15 protein-coding genes are annotated in these 18201 nt (G+C 46.0%); 10 read left to right on the top strand and 5 right to left on the bottom strand.

Annotation, left to right across the window (positions count from 1 at the left end):
* Window positions 1-41: 41 nt before the first annotated feature.
* On the bottom strand, window positions 42-1178 hold the full coding sequence (gene argE, locus R7Z50_RS22365; RefSeq protein WP_171346293.1) for an acetylornithine deacetylase: 1137 nt from the start codon (window positions 1176-1178) through the stop codon (window positions 42-44).
* Between the two features lie 144 nt (window positions 1179-1322).
* Between argE and argC the strand changes: the two genes are divergently transcribed.
* The 4 genes from argC (at window position 1323) to argH (ending at window position 6556) form a co-directional block, all read left to right on the top strand.
* Window positions 1323-2327 carry an N-acetyl-gamma-glutamyl-phosphate reductase gene (gene argC, locus R7Z50_RS22360; protein WP_005382790.1) on the top strand — a complete coding sequence of 335 codons (1005 nt, stop codon included), beginning with the start codon at window positions 1323-1325 and terminating at the stop codon, window positions 2325-2327.
* A 21-nt stretch (window positions 2328-2348) separates the two neighbouring features.
* Window positions 2349-3140 carry an acetylglutamate kinase gene (gene argB / locus R7Z50_RS22355; protein WP_005381333.1) on the top strand — a complete coding sequence of 264 codons (792 nt, stop codon included), beginning with the start codon at window positions 2349-2351 and terminating at the stop codon, window positions 3138-3140.
* Window positions 3141-3224: 84 nt separating this feature from the next.
* The gene (locus tag R7Z50_RS22350) at window positions 3225-4439 is read left to right on the top strand and encodes an argininosuccinate synthase (protein WP_017821738.1); all 1215 of its coding nucleotides are present in this window, start codon (window positions 3225-3227) and stop codon (window positions 4437-4439) included.
* Window positions 4440-4681: 242 nt separating this feature from the next.
* Window positions 4682-6556 carry an argininosuccinate lyase gene (gene argH / locus R7Z50_RS22345; protein WP_005381331.1) on the top strand — a complete coding sequence of 625 codons (1875 nt, stop codon included), beginning with the start codon at window positions 4682-4684 and terminating at the stop codon, window positions 6554-6556.
* A 194-nt stretch (window positions 6557-6750) separates the two neighbouring features.
* On the opposite strand, the gene R7Z50_RS22340 is transcribed toward argH, so the two are convergent.
* The 3 genes from R7Z50_RS22340 to R7Z50_RS22330 all read right to left on the bottom strand — a co-directional run bounded on the left by R7Z50_RS22340 (window position 6751) and on the right by R7Z50_RS22330 (window position 9796).
* Window positions 6751-7032, bottom strand: a complete 282-nt coding sequence (locus R7Z50_RS22340; protein WP_025768083.1) for a DUF3624 domain-containing protein — start codon at window positions 7030-7032, stop codon at window positions 6751-6753.
* Window positions 7033-7403: 371 nt separating this feature from the next.
* The gene (locus R7Z50_RS22335) at window positions 7404-8876 is read right to left on the bottom strand and encodes a dihydrolipoyl dehydrogenase (RefSeq protein ID WP_064368817.1); all 1473 of its coding nucleotides are present in this window, start codon (window positions 8874-8876) and stop codon (window positions 7404-7406) included.
* A 191-nt stretch (window positions 8877-9067) separates the two neighbouring features.
* Window positions 9068-9796: a redoxin family protein gene (locus tag R7Z50_RS22330; protein ID WP_005382781.1), complete on the bottom strand. Its 729-nt coding sequence runs from the start codon at window positions 9794-9796 to the stop codon at window positions 9068-9070.
* A gap of 169 nt (window positions 9797-9965) precedes the next feature.
* On the opposite strand from R7Z50_RS22330, the gene oxyR reads away from it, so the two are divergent.
* Entirely contained in the window at window positions 9966-10877 is a 912-nt protein-coding gene (gene oxyR / locus R7Z50_RS22325) for a DNA-binding transcriptional regulator OxyR (RefSeq protein WP_005381326.1), read from the top strand.
* 54 nt (window positions 10878-10931) lie between these two features.
* Here the strand turns inward: oxyR and R7Z50_RS22320 are convergent, their stop codons facing one another.
* Entirely contained in the window at window positions 10932-13493 is a 2562-nt protein-coding gene (locus tag R7Z50_RS22320; protein WP_033907303.1) for a penicillin-binding protein 1A, read from the bottom strand.
* Window positions 13494-13637: 144 nt separating this feature from the next.
* On the opposite strand from R7Z50_RS22320, the gene pilM reads away from it, so the two are divergent.
* From pilM to R7Z50_RS22295, 5 genes are read left to right on the top strand one after another with little or no spacing between them, the layout of a single operon-like run.
* Window positions 13638-14654, top strand: coding sequence for a type IV pilus biogenesis protein PilM (gene pilM, locus R7Z50_RS22315; RefSeq protein WP_005381324.1), 1017 nt, complete (start codon window positions 13638-13640; stop codon window positions 14652-14654).
* Complete coding sequence (locus tag R7Z50_RS22310; protein ID WP_005381323.1) at window positions 14638-15213, top strand: PilN domain-containing protein; 576 nt, start codon at window positions 14638-14640, stop codon at window positions 15211-15213. The genes pilM and R7Z50_RS22310 overlap by 17 nt, the downstream gene beginning before the upstream one ends.
* Window positions 15206-15799, top strand: a complete 594-nt coding sequence (locus R7Z50_RS22305; protein ID WP_005381322.1) for a type 4a pilus biogenesis protein PilO — start codon at window positions 15206-15208, stop codon at window positions 15797-15799. Before R7Z50_RS22310 ends, R7Z50_RS22305 begins: the two co-directional genes overlap by 8 nt.
* Window positions 15789-16304: a pilus assembly protein PilP gene (locus R7Z50_RS22300; protein ID WP_005382766.1), complete on the top strand. Its 516-nt coding sequence runs from the start codon at window positions 15789-15791 to the stop codon at window positions 16302-16304. The genes R7Z50_RS22305 and R7Z50_RS22300 overlap by 11 nt, the downstream gene beginning before the upstream one ends.
* Before the next feature lie 25 nt (window positions 16305-16329).
* Window positions 16330-18075, top strand: a complete 1746-nt coding sequence (locus tag R7Z50_RS22295; RefSeq protein WP_005382765.1) for a type IV pilus secretin PilQ — start codon at window positions 16330-16332, stop codon at window positions 18073-18075.
* Window positions 18076-18201: the final 126 nt, after the last annotated feature.

Below are 18201 nucleotides of genomic sequence, written 5' to 3'. Positions count from 1 at the left end.
AGCTCAATCGAGCTGCACAGACTTTTGAGCTTAAACGCGTATTAACAGCAGTACTTGACCATTGCCTTTGAAAGCACATCAATTGTGGGGTCGATAAAGTCGAAGGATAGAAACTCATCCGGTTGATGGGCTTGGTCGATTGACCCAGGGCCGAGCACCAAGGTTGGACACAACTGTTGTAGAAATGGTGCTTCAGTACAATAGTTCACGGTTTCTGAACTGGTTTGGCAGATCTCTTCAACACCACCGATAAATGGGTGGTCATGTTGGCATTCGTAACCCGGAATAGGCTCATGCAATGGAATAATCTCCAGTCTCCCAGGCCATTTCGCTTCGACTTCTTTTAATGCTCCGCGCAACATGTTCTCTAAACCATCAAGGCTAATGCCGGGAAGAGGACGCACGTCGTAATGCAGCTCACAGCAACCACAAATACGGTTAGCGCTGTCACCACCGTGAATGTGTCCAAGATTTAGGGTAGGGCTTGGAATGGCAAAACCCGGATGCTGATATTCTTTAATCAATTTGTCACGCAGTTGCATCATGGCGAACATGACTTCATGCATGATCTCAATAGCGTTAACGCCAAGCGCTGGGTCCGATGAGTGACCGGACTTGCCTGTTACGCGAATGGCATTTGCCACATGCCCTTTATGACCTCGAATTGGTACAAGGCTGGTGGGTTCACCAATGATGCAGTAATCCGGCTTAAATGGGGCGTTTGCTGTGAAATGTCGCGCGCCCAACATGGTGGTCTCTTCGTCACAAGTGGCTAATACGTAGAGTGGTTTGCTCTGCTTGCTCCAATCGACTTTCTTCACTGCTTCATAAATAAAGGCGAAAAAGCCTTTCATGTCTGCTGTGCCTAAACCGTAGAAGCGGTTGTCTTTTTCCGTCAGTTTATGCGGATCAAAATTCCATCGCCCTTGATCGAATGGCACGGTATCACTATGGCCAGCAAGTAAAAGGCCACCTTCTCCCTCTCCCATACGTGCGATCATATTGTGCTTGCCTGGCTCGACTTCGATCACTTCAACGCTAAAACCCAGATCTTTAAACCAAGATGCGAGTTTTTCGATGACTTTTGCATTGCCCTGATCCCAGCTCGGATCCGTGGAGCTGATAGAAGAGGTGCTGATGAGTCCTTCATAGACCTCTAGAAAAGTTGGTAATTGCATGGATTCTTCAAATCTCCTGTTGACAGACAGACCACAAAAATGTAAAACACATATTAAATCATATTTAATGAATAAAAAATCAAAATAAAGCAAAAATTAAATATGAATAGTCATTTGAGCCTTTAAGTATATGGATGTCACACAATGCTAAAAACCACGATTATTGGAGCCAGCGGTTACACCGGCGCAGAGTTAGCGTTAATGGTTAATAAACACCCACAACTCACGCTATCAGGTTTATACGTTTCCGCCAACAGTGTTGATGCGGGAAAGAGCATCGCGCAGCTGCACGGTAAGCTAGCGGGCATCATTGATATGCCAGTTTTACCACTAACGGATCCACTGCAAATCGCTCAAGAATCGGACGTGGTGTTTTTGGCAACGGCTCACGAAGTCAGCCATGATTTAGCCCCAACTTTCTTGGAGGCAGGCTGTCAAGTATTCGATTTATCGGGTGCATTCCGTGTGAAAAGTGAAGGCTTTTACGACACTTTTTATGGCTTCGAACATCAACATAACAACTGGCTAGATAAAGCAGCATACGGCTTAGCAGAGTGGAACCAAGAATCAATAAAAACCACTCCTTTGATTGCAGTAGCAGGTTGCTACCCAACCGCTTCACAGCTTGCAATCAAACCTTTATTAGAACATGCGTTGCTCGATACCAACCAATGGCCAGTGATCAACGCAACCAGTGGTGTATCAGGTGCAGGGCGTAAAGCCTCCATGGTTAACAGCTTCTGTGAAGTGAGCTTGCAACCTTATGGTGTATTTAACCATCGTCACCAGCCAGAGATTGCTCAGCACTTGGGTTGCGATGTGATTTTTACTCCGCACCTCGGCAACTTTAAACGCGGCATTCTTGCCACTATCACCATGAAGCTTGCGCAAGGTGTGACAGAAGCACAAGTGGCACAGGCGTTTGAACAAGCTTATCAAGGCAAGCCTGCGGTGCGTCTTAAAGGCGACGGTATTCCACGTATTCAGGATGTCGAAAATACCCCTTTCTGTGATATCGGCTGGAAGGTACAAGGCGAACACATCATTGTGATTTCAGCTATCGACAACCTACTTAAAGGTGCATCGAGTCAAGCGATGCAATGTCTCAATATTCATTACGGTTACCCAGAACTGACAGCGTTGCTGTAGTCGTTGAAAGAGGGAAATGCGATGACGCAAACCAATCAAGCTCCTTTAGTCATTAAGCTAGGTGGTGCAGCTCTATCATGCACTCAAACCTTAAGCCAACTTTTTGGTGCCATTGCGGCTTACCAAAAATCGGCACAGCGACAAATCGCCATCGTTCATGGCGGTGGCTACCTAGTTGATGAGTTGATGGCAAAGCTTCAGCTTGAAACCGTTAAGAAAAACGGTTTACGCGTAACGCCTTACGATCAAATTCCTGTGATTGCAGGCGCGCTTGCAGGCACTGCGAATAAGTTACTTCAAGGTCAAGCGATTGCGGACGGTCTTAACGCTGTGGGCCTTAGCCTTGCGGATGGTGGTTTGTGTCTTGTTGAAGAACTTGACCCAGAACTCGGCGCGGTAGGCAAAGCATCACCGGGTGATTCAGCACTATTACAAGCGGTGCTAAACACAGGTGCACTGCCGATCATCAGTTCAATTGGTTTAACCAAAGATGGCCAAATGATGAATGTGAATGCTGATCAAGCAGCAGTCGCGGTTGCGGGCGCATTAGATGCGGAGTTAGTCCTGTTATCAGACGTGAGTGGTGTATTAGATGGAAAAGGCCATTTGATCAAAACCCTGTCAGAGCAGCAAGCTAACTCGTTGATCGATGGACATGTGATCACCGATGGCATGATCGTCAAAGTTAAAGCTGCTTTGGAGGCCGCCAATGATCTTGGCCGTCCAATTGAAGTCGCGACCTGGCGTTACCCAGAAAAATTAGCACAGTTATTCGCTGGTGAAAGTATTGGTACTCAATTCTTGCCTCAATAAGCATCAGCAAAAGAATTCAATATTAGGAAGTCGTAGTTGGCACTGACCGCCGAGCGCAGCGCCAGTTAAGTTTGGAGAAAAAACATGAGCAAAGTGAACGTAAATAAAGTGGTAGTCGCATACTCAGGCGGTCTAGATACTTCAGTAATCATCCCGTGGCTAAAAGAGAACTACGACTGTGAAGTAGTGGCTTTCGTTGCCGATGTTGGTCAAGGTGCCGAAGAGCTAGAAGGCATTGAAGCGAAAGCAAAAGCCTCTGGTGCTTCTGAATGCTACATCGCTGACCTGAAAGAAGAAATGGTCGCAGACTACATTTACCCGACACTAAAAACCGGCGCGTACTACGAAGGTAAGTACCTGCTAGGTACATCAATGGCGCGTCCAATCATTGCTAAAGCGCAGGTTGAAGTGGCACGTAAAGTGGGCGCGGACGCACTGTGTCATGGCTGTACAGGTAAAGGTAACGACCAAGTGCGTTTCGAAGGTGCATTTGCAGCACTAGCACCGGACTTACAAGTGATTGCACCTTGGCGTGAGTGGGACCTAGTGAGCCGTGAAGAGTGTTTGGATTACCTCGCTGAGCGTAATATTCCTTGTTCTGCGTCTCTTACTAAGATCTATTCACGTGATGCAAACGCATGGCACATTTCGACGGAAGGCGGCGTTTTAGAAGATACGTGGAACGCACCAAACGAAGACTGCTGGGTGTGGACTGTCGACCCAGAGCAAGCGCCAAATGAAGCGGAATACGTCACGCTGAAAGTAGAAAAAGGTGAAGTGGTCGAAGTTGATGGTGAAGCGATGACACCATACAACGCACTGGTTTACCTAAACGAGAAGGGCGCTAAGCACGGTGTTGGCCGTATCGATATCGTGGAAAACCGTCTTGTTGGGATGAAGTCTCGTGGTTGTTATGAAACACCGGGAGGCACCATCATGATGGAAGCGCTGCGTGCTGTAGAGCAGCTTGTGCTAGACAAATCATCATTCGAATTCCGTGAGGAGCTAGGTCTAAAAGCGTCTCACCTTGTATACGATGGCCGTTGGTTTACGCCACTATGTAAATCGATCCTTGCTGCTTCAGAAGAGCTAGCGCAAGACGTTAACGGTGAAGTGGTTGTTAAGCTCTACAAAGGTCAAGCGACAGTGACGCAAAAACGTTCTGACAACAGCTTGTATTCAGAAGAGTTCGCGACTTTTGGTGAAGATGAAGTTTACGACCAAAGCCATGCAGGTGGGTTTATCCGTCTTTACTCGCTATCAAGCCGTATTCGTGCATTGAACAGCCAGAAGAAATAATCCCTTAACATCCATCTTGGATTGAATAAAGACCCGCCATTTATAGGCGGGTCTTTTGGTTTCTAAAAGCGGGTATCTAAAGTTGGTTTGAATATATATGTAAAAATATTGAATTTATACTTTATTTTTTATCGAAATTGCCGTAACGTTGACCCATAAGAAAAAGTGAGCAAATGACCATCAAATTGGTTACTACTCATTCGAGAACGTTAGAGTAAGCAATAGTCATCAGGAGAGACGCAATGGCATTATGGGGCGGAAGATTTACCCAAGCGGCAGACACCAGATTTAAAGAGTTCAATGATTCGTTGCGTTTTGACTACCGATTGGCTGAGCAAGACATCGTAGGTTCAATCGCATGGTCTAAAGCTCTGCTTTCTGTTGATGTGCTATCGGCAGAAGAACAGCAAAAACTGGAACTTGCTTTAAATGAGCTGAAGTTAGAAGTGATGGAAGACCCTCACCAAATTCTTCGCTCTGATGCAGAAGATATCCACTCTTGGGTTGAACAGCAGCTAATCAGTAAAGTGGGAGATTTAGGTAAAAAACTCCACACTGGGCGTTCTCGGAATGACCAAGTCGCCACAGACTTGAAACTTTGGTGTCGTCAGCAAGGTCAGCAATTATTGATTGCTTTAGATCGCCTACAAGCACAAATGGTCCATGTTGCTAAACAGCACCAAGGCACCGTATTGCCAGGCTATACTCATCTTCAGCGTGCTCAACCTGTAACCTTTGCTCACTGGTGCTTGGCTTATGTTGAAATGTTCGAGCGTGACTACTCTCGTCTGAATGATGCCTTACAGCGTCTCGACACTTGTCCACTTGGCTCGGGTGCTTTAGCGGGAACGGCTTATCCGATTGATCGCGAACAATTAGCACATAATCTCGGTTTCCACCGTGCTACGCGTAATTCACTCGATTCGGTTTCAGATCGTGATCATGTGATGGAACTGATGTCGGTGGCGTCGATTTCTATGCTTCACCTTTCTCGTCTTGCAGAAGATATGATCTTCTACAATTCAGGCGAGTCAAACTTCATTGAGTTAGCGGATACGGTGACATCTGGTTCGTCATTAATGCCACAGAAGAAAAACCCAGATGCACTTGAGTTGATCCGTGGTAAGACAGGGCGTGTCTATGGCGCATTATCGAGCATGATGATGACAGTTAAAGCCTTGCCATTGGCGTACAACAAAGACATGCAGGAAGATAAAGAAGGGTTGTTTGACGCTTTAGATACATGGAACGACTGCATGGAAATGGCAGCTCTGTGTTTTGACGGTATTAAAGTGAATGGCGAGCGCACACTAGAAGCGGCGAAACAAGGTTACGCAAACTCGACGGAGTTAGCTGATTACCTAGTGGCGAAAGGCATCCCATTCCGTGAAGCTCACCACATCGTCGGTGTCGCGGTCGTTGGTGCTATTGCTAAAGGTTGTGCGCTAGAAGAGCTGTCTATCGAAGAGTTAAAAGCCTTCTCAGAGGTCATTGAAGCGGATGTGTATGACATTCTGACTATCGATTCGTGTTTGGAAAAGCGTTGTGCTTTGGGTGGTGTTTCGCCTCACCAGGTCGCTTACGCGGTAGAACAAGCGGATAAGCGCCTGAGCCAGCGTGACAGCTCGGCGGTGAAAGTGCGTCCTGCACGTTTGACGGACATTGAAACGTTGGAAGGTATGGTTGCTTACTGGGCGAACCTTGGTGAGAATCTTCCGCGCTCTCGTAATGAGCTCGTGAGAGATATTGGCTCTTTCGCGGTGGCTGAGCATCATGGTGAAGTGACGGGTTGCGCTTCTCTATATGTGTATGACTCAGGGTTGGCTGAAATACGCTCTCTTGGTATCGAAGCGGGCTGGCAAGGCCAAGGGCAGGGCAGTGCGATTGTGAACTATTTGGTTGAGAAAGCGCGCCAGATGGCGATCAAGAAAGTCTTTGTTCTAACGCGAACGCCTGAGTTCTTTATGAAGCAAAGCTTTTTACCGACATCGAAGTCATTACTGCCGGAGAAAGTTCTGAAAGATTGCGATCAGTGCCCACGTCAACATGCATGTGATGAGGTAGCGCTTGAGATCAATTTAATGGAACAAGTGATCCAAAAAACGCATGTGGCATGAACTGAAGTTGTGGAGTGATTTTATTAGCATTCAATGACATAGTCATTTTCCTGCTTACTTACATCAGTATTCGCTAAAAAAATCGAAAAAATTTGGAACCTTTGAGAGGAAGCCCGGTCTATTAAAGTACCACTGCTTTTTCTTAGAAGAATCTAAGAGAGCCCCAGAACTGACATTGGTTTTGGGGCTTTTTTCTATCTGTCACTTTTCTCTTTTTTATTCGCCTTTTTTTGTCCCTTTCGACGCTGCCAAGGCAAGATGACAAAACGCATCCATAAGTGTAGAAACAACAAAACGTTGAAAGCGAAGCCGGCAAAGATCAAAGCGATCGACTCGATGCTTTGTGGATCATCTTTGAGCGTAAACCACCACACAATCCAACACAGTACAGAAAGTACCGTCAATTGATCCAAGCATCGTTGGCAACGTCCAAGTTTTTTCCAAAACCAATGTTCCTCGCAGCGGCGACAAGTCATAGTGTTTTCCAAACCATTAGTGTTGCTTCAGATTATATATCTAACTAAATGGTGGAAAGCGTTTCTTACACGGGCTTAGAGCGCCATGACACAACCAAAAATGGAAAGTTAGCTTTGTAAAAGCTTTGTGGCACGTAATTGATGTATGGTGCGCTGTCAGTCTTTAACAGGAAATATAATGATGTCGACAGAGTTGAAACTTGCGCTGAGTATCGCTGGTGGGTTCTTTATGATCGGTGTTGTCGCGATTTGTATGGTCAGCCGCTATGCAATGATGGCAGCGTAAGAGAGATTTCATTGCGCCGAAGTAGTAAAGCAAAGCCTCGTTGATGACGAGGCTTTGCTTATATTTAGATAGAAGCCTGAAAGCGTTAGCAGCCAGGGCCGCAGTCAAGACAATGTTTCACCATTTCTGGCCCTAAGTGTAGTTTTGCATTCAAATCACGTAGAGCGGTGCGGACGCCTTCTTCAATCACTGGGTGATAGAAGGGCATATCTAACATCTCAGAAATCGTCATCCTATTTTGGTGCGCCCACGCTAAAAGGTGCGCAAGATGCTCTGCATTCGGGGCCATCATTTCTGCACCTAAAAAACGTCCAGTGCCTTGCTCTCCGTAGACATGCAGAATGCCTTTATTACGAAGCATGACGCGCGAACGTCCTTGATTTTCAAACGAGACTTCACCGGTTGCGAAACATCCACATGTGCCTAGACGTGTTTCTAGTTGTTTATATGTTTCGCCAACCATAGCAATTTGAGGGTCGGAGAACACGGCTGAAATTGGTGAGCGACGCAGACCCGCACGAATATCTGGGAAACGGCCTGCGTTGTCTCCAGCAATACGGCCTTGGTCAGCGGCTTCGTGCAGCAGTGGAATTTGGTTACTTGCATCACCTGCGATGAAGATGCTCTCTACCGAAGTTTGCAATGTGTAGTGATCCGCCGTTGGTACGCCACGTTCATCGAGAGCCACATTGGTGTTCTCGATCGCCAGCTTATCGACGTTTGGACGACGACCCGTTGCGGCCAATACGTAATCGACAACGAAAGTTTCTAATTCACCATCATGGTTGATGAATTGGATTTCGACCTTGTCTTCGCCGTCATTGTCTGACGAAGCAATGCGTTTCATGCTTTCGACTTTTACATCTGCATCAAGGTAGAACTCTTCCTTAAAGGCTTTATCTGCATACGCCATCACCTCTGGGTCTGTCAGTGGGCCCACTTGTCCTCCAAGGCCAAAGAGCTTCACGTTCACTCCTAGGCGGTGTAAAGCCTGACCCAATTCAAGGCCGATGACTCCTGGGCCAAATACTGCCACGGACTCTGGTAAGTCATCCCAGTCAAACACATCATCGTTAATCACTAGGCGATCACCCAGTTCATTCCAAGCTGCCGGATATGCTGGACGAGATCCTGTCGCAATAACAATGCGCTGTGCGGTGACCTGAGTATGATCATCTATGATGAGAGTGTGGTCATCGGCAAACTTCGCGTAGCCCGATAGTTTGTCTTCAGCGGGAATATCATCGACACTTTCAAGCACAAAGCCAACAAAACGATCTCGTTCGCGCTTTACACGATCCATCACTTCTCGTCCGTTAATTCGTACTTCACCTTGCGGGTGTATCCCAAATCCAGGTGCTTTTTCGATTTGATGAACACTTTCTGCTGCCGCAATTAACAGCTTAGACGGCATGCATCCGACACGAGCACAGGTTGTTCCGTAGGGACCGCCCTCAATCATTACCACGCTGTTGGTATGAGCTTTTGCTGCTCGATAAGCACCAAGACCAGCCGTCCCGCCACCAATAATCGCTACGTCGACATTAACTTGTTTCATCGTGAACTCTCGCTTTTGTTTTAAGCCAAGCTAGCTACATTGAGCTTGGAGAGTGAATTGGATAGTTGAATCTGGATAAGTAGTCACCTTATTGGCAGATAACTACTTATCTAGACTAGTAGAAGAAGTGGTTTAGGGTTGGCCTCCGAGCCAAAAGGCACCGGAGACCGAGGGTGTAGGCTATGGACAGCTTAGCCTAGATACGCTTCTAGCTCTTCGCTACCGCCGATGTGCTTGCCACCGATAAAGACTTGTGGAACAGTCGTGCGACCAGATATAGCTCGTAGACTAACTGTTGTTGCGTCTTTACCCAGAATCACTTCTTCATATTGAAGACCGTGGTCAATCAGATTTTGTTTCGCTTTCATACAGAAAGGGCAGCCTGGTTTAGTGAACACCGTGATGGATTCTTGCGTTTTGTAGTCAGGCGCTATGTAGTTCAGCATCGTATCTGCGTCTGACACCTTGAATGGGTCGCCTGGTTCGTTTGGCTCAATGAACATTTTTTCCACTACGCCATCTTTTACTAGCATGCTGTAACGCCATGAACGTTTGCCAAAGCCGATGTCGTTTTTATCCACTAACATACCCATGCCATCGGTGAATTCACCATTACCATCCGGGATGAAGGTAATGTTTTCTGCTTCTTGGTCTTGTTTCCATGCATTCATCACGAACGTATCATTGACCGAGACACAAATAATCTCATCCACTCCGTGCTCTTTAAATACAGGGAACAATTCGTTGTAACGAGGTAGATGGCTTGATGAACATGTTGGAGTAAATGCACCCGGTAAGCTAAATACGATAACGGTCTTACCTTTAAATAGCTCATCGGTCGTTACATTCACCCAAGAGTCACCTTGACGAACTGGAAAAGTAACTTGAGGGACTTGTTGACCTTCTTTAGATACAAACATAATGATTTCCTTTAACTATTTTAAATTATGCGTATAGAGCTTAGCGTTTTTCGTCGCTCTGTTTCGTTTTGTTGAGCCCATTATTGTAAAAATCCTTTGATAGCTCTAATCGTTTGGTGTTATGGTTTTGATAGGTATTAGCTATTGTTAAAGAAGCGAAGCGTGAATTATGAATATTCGAGATTTTGAGTACTTAGTTGCACTTGCGGAACATAAGCACTTTCGCAAAGCGGCAGAGGCATGTTTTGTTAGCCAGCCAACATTGAGTGGGCAAATTCGTAAACTAGAGGATGAACTCGGGACCACGCTTTTAGAGCGAAGCAGCCGACGTGTTTTGTTTACCGATTCAGGGTTACAGCTGGTGGAGCAGGCTAAACGCATCTTAAGTGAAGTGAAAACCTTCAGAGATATGGCAAGCGGTCAAAGCGGAGCCATGACTGGACCGATGCATATTGGTTTCATCCCGACGGTTGGGCCTTATCTACTACCCAAAATTCTGCCGCAGATAAAAGAAGCATTTCCTGAGCTGGAGCTATTTCTGCACGAAGCTCAAACACATCAATTAGTGCGTCAATTGGAAGAAGGCAAACTAGATTGCTTAGTTTTAGCTTCGGTTGATGAAACTGCGCCATTTAAAGAGATCGAAGTGTATCAAGAGCCATTAAGTGTCGCAGTGCCATGTGACCACGAGTGGGCCTCTCTCGACCATGTTGATATGTTGGAGCTGAATGGTAAAACCGTTTTAGCGTTGGGAGACGGCCACTGTCTGCGAGATCAAGCGTTAGGTTTTTGTTTTGCCGCTGGTGCAAAAGACGATGAGCGTTTTAAAGCCACCAGCTTGGAGACGTTACGCAATATGGTTGCTGCTGGTGCGGGGATTACGTTATTGCCTCAGCTTTCTATCCCTAATGAGAAGCAAAAAGATGGCGTATGCTACGTACCAGCTGTTAACCCAACCCCCTCGCGTAATATCGTTCTCGTATACCGTCCGGGCTCACCATTACGAGCTAGGTTTGAAGCTTTAGCAGCGAAGATTAAAGAGGTGTTGGCTTCTTATCCATCATTGAATGCTGCAGCATAAAAAGCAGAAATAAAAAAGGGGAGAGCTTGATGCTCTCCCTTGTGCTTTTGTGATTTAGAACAGTTCTTCTGCGCCAGAGCCTGAAGAATAAATACTATCTTCTAAACGGTCGCCAGCGTATTCGGTAGGCTCCGTGCCTTTTTCAAAGTATTCGAACATTGATGTGCTATCTACCTTGTGCGTTAGCATACCGCTGTTGCGATCAATACGAACTCGAATAATATCCTCTGGAATATTTTTACCTTGCTCCGGCGTCCCTTCTAGCGCAACACGCATGAAGTCAATCCAAGCAGGCTCTGCGGTTTTCGCACCCGACTCGGCACCAGAAATTTGGCCTTGCCCTAGGTTGCTGTTAACAGTGGTGCGGCCAAGTGCACGTGAGTGATCATCAAAGCCAACCCAAGCTATCGCAACGACACCAGGTCCATAGCCATTGTACCAAGCATCCTTGGAATCATTCGTTGTACCCGTTTTACCCCCGATATCACGACGACCAAGTTTTTGCGCGCGCCAGCCTGTACCATTCCAACCTGTGCCTTCACGCCAGTTACCGCCCCCCCAAATGTTGCTGTACATCATCTCACGCATTAAGAATGCATTCTGTTCGGAGATAACTTGCGGTGCATATTGAGGTTCATCATTTTCAAGGGCATTGTCTGTTGCTAGGCCATCAATCGCGACGTCTTGTTCGCCAAATTCATCAGCGTAGCGATTTTCTGGCTGCTCGCTCATTTGCGGACAATCCTTATGACAAACACTCTTTGGATTGGCTTTAAACAGTACTTCACCGAATGCATCTTCCACGCGTTCTACATAGAATGGTTCAACGTAATAACCACCGTTTGCAAACACAGAGTAACCTTGTGCCACTTTCATTGGTGTTAAGCTGCCAGCTCCGAGTGCGATGGTCTCAGAGCGTGGTACTTGGTTAATATCAAAACCGAAACGAGTAAGGTACTGACGTGTCTCCTCGAGGCCAACTTCACGGAGTGTACGCACTGCCATGACGTTTTTTGATTGAGCTAAGCCGAGGCGAAGACGCGTTGGGCCACCATAAGTTGGTGGTGAGTTTTTTGGTCGCCAAGCTGAACCAGAACCTGCATCCCACTTGTTAATTGGCGCATCGTTAATCAAAGTCGCTAGAGTCAGCCCTTTGTCAATTGCTGCCGAGTAGATGAAAGGCTTGATACTTGAACCAACCTGACGCACTGACATGGTTGCACGGTTAAACTTGCTGTGAACAAAGTTGAAACCACCAACCAGCGACAATATCGCGCCATTTTCTGGGTTCATCGCAACAAACGCGGTGTTTGCTGTCGGCACTTGGCTCAGTTTCCAGCTCAGTGTTGTGTTGTCATCTTCATCGGTTTCACTTACTTCGCGAACCCAAACTTGTTGACCTGTCGCTAGCACATCATGCGCTGACTTTGGTGTTGAGCCTTGGCGGTTATCAGTAATGTACTTACGCGCCCAGTGCATTCCAGTCCAAGGGATGGTTTGCTCTTCATGGTTCTTAACCCATACTTGTGCCGTCTTATCATCGACTTTCGTCACAACCGCAGGGTAAAGGTCACCATAAGTTGGCTGTTTCTTCAGGTGCTTTTCTATTTGCTCATTGTCCCAGGTCGCTTCCCCTTCTTTCCAAAGCACACTTTCTGCACCACGGTAGCCATGACGTTCATCGTATGACAAGAGGTTATTTACCGCAGACGTATTTGCAGCATCTTGCAGTTTAGAATCCACAGTCATGTAGATATTCAAGCCAGAGGTATAAGCTTCCTCTTCACCGTATTCTTTTACTGCCCATGCACGAGCCAACTCTGCTACGTAAGGTGCGGAAAGCTCAATCTCAGCGCTATGATAACGCGCCACAATAGGCTCATTGCGTGCTTCGTCATACTGCTCTTGTGTAATGTATTTCTCATCAAGCATTCGCATTAATACAACGTTACGGCGTTTTGTTGCGCGCTCAAGAGAGTAAATTGGGTTCATGGTTGATGGCGCTTTTGGCATACCAGCGAGTGTTGCAATCTCACTTAACGTCAATTCATCAAGGCTCTTGCCAAAATACACTTGAGCGGCAGCACCAAAGCCATATGAGCGGTAACCAAGGAAGATTTTATTGACATAAAGCTCCATGATTTCTTGCTTACTTAAAAGCTGCTCAATATGGATAGCAATAAAAATCTCTTTAATCTTACGCATGATCTTCTTCTCATTAGATAAGAAGAAGTTACGAGCTAGCTGTTGCGTAATCGTACTTGCACCCTGTTTAGCCGAGCCTGAAACCGCAACAACAACAGCTGCACGAGTGATGCCGATAGGGTCGATACCAGGATGCTCGTAGAAACGGCTATCTTCGGTTGCGATGAGCGCGTGAATTAAGTCTTGAGGAATTTCGTCATAAGTAACAGGAATACGACGCTTTTCACCGAACTGTGCGATCAGCTTCCCGTCTTGACTAAACACCTTCATAGGTGTTTGTAATTCAACGTCTTTTAGAGTTGCAACATCTGGCAATTCAGGCTTCACATACTGATAGAAGCCAAATATTGTGGTGACTCCAAGAATTATGCAAATCAATGTTAAAAATAATAAACGCTTTATGAACTTCACCGGAGAATCCCTGATTGGTTGAGGCTGTGTAACGGCAAACCCTTGTACTCTTAGGTCAAAAATTTAGCACATAAGAGATATTAACTCTTATTTGGATGCTAATAACAACCTTTGCACGAAGAAATTTCGGAGCGAGAGTAAGAGATGGATAAGCTAATCGTTACCGGCATCGATATAGGCCATAACAGCCTCAAAGCCGTAGTACTTAAACCCACAGGCAACAATTACGCTCTGTTGGGTTACAAAGAAATATTACTAAAGGAAGGTATTGTCGCTGAAAATAACACCATAAATCATCAAGAAATTGTAAAGACCCTCAAGCAGATAAAAAAAGAACTGCCTTTTGGCGCTAAAAAAGTTGCGATTTCAGTTCCTGATAACTCGGTAATTAGCAAGAAACTGCAAATAGAACAAAATCTTGAAGAGAGTGAAGTTGAGTTTGCAGTGATACAAGCCTTTTCTCATCAATCGCCATTCCCTGTCGAAGAGCTGAGTTTAGACTTCGTTCGTCTTCGCGCGGAGGGCGGGCAGAGTGGCAGTGATAGCTATCAAGTGTTTGCGACAAGAAAAGATGTGGTAGAAGGCCGAGTTGATGCATTACAAAAGTCCGGACTAAAACCTGTTTTAGTGGACGTGCATTCGCAAAGCCTTGGTCATATCTGGAAGCTCACCGCCGATCGCTTTCCTGACAAAAACAAATACTGCTTACTCGATATTGGCACCTTATCGAGCTCCTTCACCATGTTTACCGAACAAGGTGAACTGTTTCACAAAGAGTTTGCTTACGGCACACGCGGAGCAAACAGCGCTTCTCCAGTCGATTTTCTGTCCGATGATGCTCAGGAGAAAACAGAGCTGTTTAACCGTCAAATCGTAGAGCGAGTAAAGCGCCAGATGCAGCTCTATACCTCAATCAATGGCTCACAAAACATCAAGGGTATCTGGTTATCAGGGGAAGGGGCCTCCACTCCCATGCTCGCAGAGGAGTTGTCTCAACAATTGTCGTTAGAGTGTGAATTGCTAAATCCGCTAGGGCTATTTGAGATGAAGGTGTCTAAGCGTAAGCGTCGTGCTGTGGATTGGCAGCATTTCTCAACAGCAGCCGGACTGGCCGTTCGTGGCATTCATTGGCTAGGAGGCGCCCGTGCTTTATCGCATTAATTTACTTCCTTGGCGAGAGAATCAAAGAGAAGAGCACCGACGTCGCTTCATCAGTTTGGTCGCATTAGGCATGTTGGTCGCTGTTGGCATCCAGTGGGGTATTGGAAAGTTTTTTGAGTACCAACAAGATCAACAACAGGAGCGGCTCGATTACCTCACTCACTACATTGCCGAACTCGACCAGCGTATTGAAGCAATGAAAATTGCAGAGCAAGAGCACAGCAAAATCCTCGAACGTCTAAAGGTCGTTGAAGGTTTACAAAACGGACGAAACAAAACGACCGAGTTCATGAACTTAATGCCTGCCGTTATCCCTGAAGGTGTATATGTCGACAAGATCAAAATGAATGATCTGGAAATTGAGATCTCTGGGATCTCAGATAGCACTCCAAAACTTGCCACGATGCTGGACAACATGGAGCGCTCGGCCAAGTTGAACGACGTAGAAATGCATTCCATCGTTCACGGCAAAGCCCGTTTTGGGAAAGAGTTTCAAACATTCAAAGTGTCTTTCATGTTCAAAGTAACGGAGAAGAAATTGGAGGCTCAACGTGGTTGATTGGCAGGATCTCGAAATAGATGAAATGGCCGAGTGGCCATTGTTGCCCCAGATTGTAGTAATCGCGCTTCTGATCATGGTGATTCAAGGCTTAGGTTATTGGTTTTACCTTAAACCGAAAGACGAACAGTTGAATCACTTGATTCAGCAGGAGCAGACACTCAAGGTGGCATTGAAGATCAAAGCGAACAAAGTGGCAGCGTTGCCTCAGCTTCAATCTCAATTGGATGAACTTACCACCCGTTACGAGTTATTACTGCAGCAACTGCCTGCGCAAAAAGAGCTGGCTACAATGCTCGCTTCAGTGAATGAACTTGGCATCGACAATAAGCTGACTTTCACCCGAATCGACTGGGGCGAAAAACAATCAGAGCACTTCCTTTATCGTCTCCCTTTAAACATAGAGTTAACGGGCGACTTTCATGACATAGGCCATTTTTCTCAGGCGATAGCGACGCTACCTCGAATCATCACGTTTAAAGATGTGACTTGGCAACGTGTCAGCCAAGAGAGCGAAACCCTGCACTTTCGGGTGCGCGCTAACACCTATCAGTTTAAGCCGGAGGAGACGAAAAATGACAAGTAAGTCTTTGTTGCTGGTACTGATGGGTTCTCTATTGATGGGCTGCCAGGCGAATGATGAATCATTGACGGATTTTATTCGAGGAGTGGAAACACAGGCGCGTCGAGAGGTCGAGAAGCTTAAGCCCGCAGACAAGTATGTTGCAGTCACGTACGCACCGGAAGTACAGCGTGCACCCTTTGAATTACCCAAAGAAGCCACCATCGCGACTCAGCCAGTTGCAAGAAAAGATTGTTGGCAACCGCCCTCAAGAAGGCGAACTGGCAAATTAGAAAAATTCCCATTAAGCCAATTACGTTTGAAAGGGGTCATGGGCATGGATAACACGGTTTCTGGCCTCGTTCAGGCTCCCAATGGCACCGTCTATAAAGTTAAGCCGGGTCAATACCTCGGACGCAATAATGGCAAAGTGACCCATGTCAGCCACTCCTATTTGTTGATTAATGAAACGTTGCCCGACGGCTTAGGATGTTGGCAAAAACGTAAAGTTAAGTTGGCTTTGAGATAGCCCCATTTATTTTTGATATTGAGTAATGAAAATGAGACAAGGATTAACACGTACACCAAGGATACTTACTGGGCTCTTCTCCTTATGGTTGTTTGTATTTTTAGCCCCTTTAGCGGCAGCTGAAGAAGTTTCGTCCAATGCCCTAAAAAGTATCGACTTTCGAACTAATAAAGATAAAGACGCCGTGATTGTCGTCGAATTGGCGTCACCGGCCGCGATTGTAGATATCAAGCGTGTACAGGAAGGGTTAAGTATCGATTTGCTTAACACTTCAGTAAAAGACGAGCAATTGTATCTCCTAGACGTGAAAGATTTTTCGACTGTGGTTGAGAGCGTAGAAGTGTTTCGCGACACCTCGACGACGCGCTTGGTTGCGCACATCAATGAAGAATACATGCATGATTACCGTTTAACGGGGCGTTTTTTGGAAATCAAAGTAGCGAAGATCAAACCCAATGAGAAAGCCCCAGATAAAAGCATTTTAGAAAGAGAAGGTAAGCTTATTTCGATTAACTTCCAAGATATTCCTGTGCGAAACGTCTTGCAGCTTATTGCTGATTACAACCAATTCAATTTGGTTGTCTCCGACTCTGTGGAAGGCAACCTCACGCTTCGTCTTGATGGCGTCCCTTGGCAGCAAGTGCTGGATATTATTTTGCAAGTTAAGGGGTTAGATAAGCGTGTTGATGGCAACGTGATTTTAGTTGCTCCGACTGATGAGCTGGACTTGCGTGAGAAGCAGCAGTTAGAAAAACAAAAACTGACGGAAGAAATGGGAGAGCTTTCATCTGAAATCATCAAAGTTAATTTTGCTAAAGCATCAGACATTGCGGAGATGATCAATGGAGAAGGAAATATCAGCATGCTGTCAGAGCGCGGCAGTATGACCATTGATGAGCGAACTAACTCGTTATTGATTAGAGAGTTACCTGAAAACATCGAGGTGATTCGAGAAATTATTGAGTCTTTGGATATTCCAGTTAAACAGGTTCAAATTGAGGCGCGTATTGTGACCATCAATGAAGGTAACATGGACGAGTTAGGGATTCGTTGGGGTTTTACGTCTATTAATGGCAGTAATACAGTGGGCGGTTCTATTGAGAACAACCTCGCCACGATCGGTCTCTATAATGGAGAAGGGGGTGATGACGGTGGTGACGGTGATGGAGTGGGGATCGATGACTTCCTAAATGTAAACTTAGCTGCAACCAGTCCGAATGCGACCAGCATTGCTTTTCAGGTCGCAAAGTTAGGTTCAGACACCTTGTTGGATCTTGAGCTTTCTGCTCTGCAACAAGAGTCTAAAGCTGAGATTATCTCGAGCCCACGTTTGATCACTACCAATAAGAAACCTGCCTATATCGAACAAGGTACAGAGATTCCTTACCTAGAGTCATCATCAAGTGGTGCAACGACGGTGACGTTCAAAAAGGCGGTATTAAGTTTGAAGGTAACCCCGCAAATCACACCGGATAACCGCTTAGTATTGGATTTAAGTGTCACGCAAGATAGACCTGGACAAGTAGTGAAGACCGGCACTGGTGAAGCGGTTGCGATTGATACTCAACGTATCGGGACGCAAGTGTTAGTGAATAACGGTGAAACGGTCGTTCTTGGTGGTATTTTTCAGCACAGCATTACTAACTCGGTGGACAAAGTGCCTTTGTTGGGCGACCTGCCGCTATTAGGTGCTCTTTTTCGTCGAAGTTATGAGAATGTTGGCAAAAGTGAGCTGTTAATTTTCGTCACGCCTAAGGTGGTGATTCAGTAGTTCTGTCTCGGGAAAAACTGATTAAATCAAAAATAAAGTTGCAATAGTGGCACCATGCTTGGATAATTTCGGGTCTTATCACGAATTATCTGTGAGGAACTGGTGCCACAAGCCTTGTAGAACAGC

Source organism: Vibrio sp. 1249-1, from assembly GCF_033340495.1.
This window is presented reverse-complemented; position numbering and strand designations above follow the sequence as displayed.

Bases quoted from the DNA above. Each gene is read 5' to 3' on its own strand.
- argE (WP_171346293.1), bottom strand. From the start codon at position 1,178: ATGCAATTACCAACTTTTCTAGAGGTCTATGAAGGACTCATCAGCACC.
- argC (WP_005382790.1), top strand. From the start codon at position 1,323: ATGCTAAAAACCACGATTATTGGAGCCAGCGGTTACACCGGCGCAGAG.
- argB (WP_005381333.1), top strand. From the start codon at position 2,349: ATGACGCAAACCAATCAAGCTCCTTTAGTCATTAAGCTAGGTGGTGCA.
- R7Z50_RS22350 (WP_017821738.1), top strand. From the start codon at position 3,225: ATGAGCAAAGTGAACGTAAATAAAGTGGTAGTCGCATACTCAGGCGGT.
- argH (WP_005381331.1), top strand. From the start codon at position 4,682: ATGGCATTATGGGGCGGAAGATTTACCCAAGCGGCAGACACCAGATTT.
- R7Z50_RS22340 (WP_025768083.1), bottom strand. From the start codon at position 7,032: ATGACTTGTCGCCGCTGCGAGGAACATTGGTTTTGGAAAAAACTTGGA.
- R7Z50_RS22335 (WP_064368817.1), bottom strand. From the start codon at position 8,876: ATGAAACAAGTTAATGTCGACGTAGCGATTATTGGTGGCGGGACGGCT.
- R7Z50_RS22330 (WP_005382781.1), bottom strand. From the start codon at position 9,796: ATGTTTGTATCTAAAGAAGGTCAACAAGTCCCTCAAGTTACTTTTCCA.
- oxyR (WP_005381326.1), top strand. From the start codon at position 9,966: ATGAATATTCGAGATTTTGAGTACTTAGTTGCACTTGCGGAACATAAG.
- pilM (WP_005381324.1), top strand. From the start codon at position 13,638: ATGGATAAGCTAATCGTTACCGGCATCGATATAGGCCATAACAGCCTC.
- R7Z50_RS22300 (WP_005382766.1), top strand. From the start codon at position 15,789: ATGACAAGTAAGTCTTTGTTGCTGGTACTGATGGGTTCTCTATTGATG.
- R7Z50_RS22295 (WP_005382765.1), top strand. From the start codon at position 16,330: ATGAAAATGAGACAAGGATTAACACGTACACCAAGGATACTTACTGGG.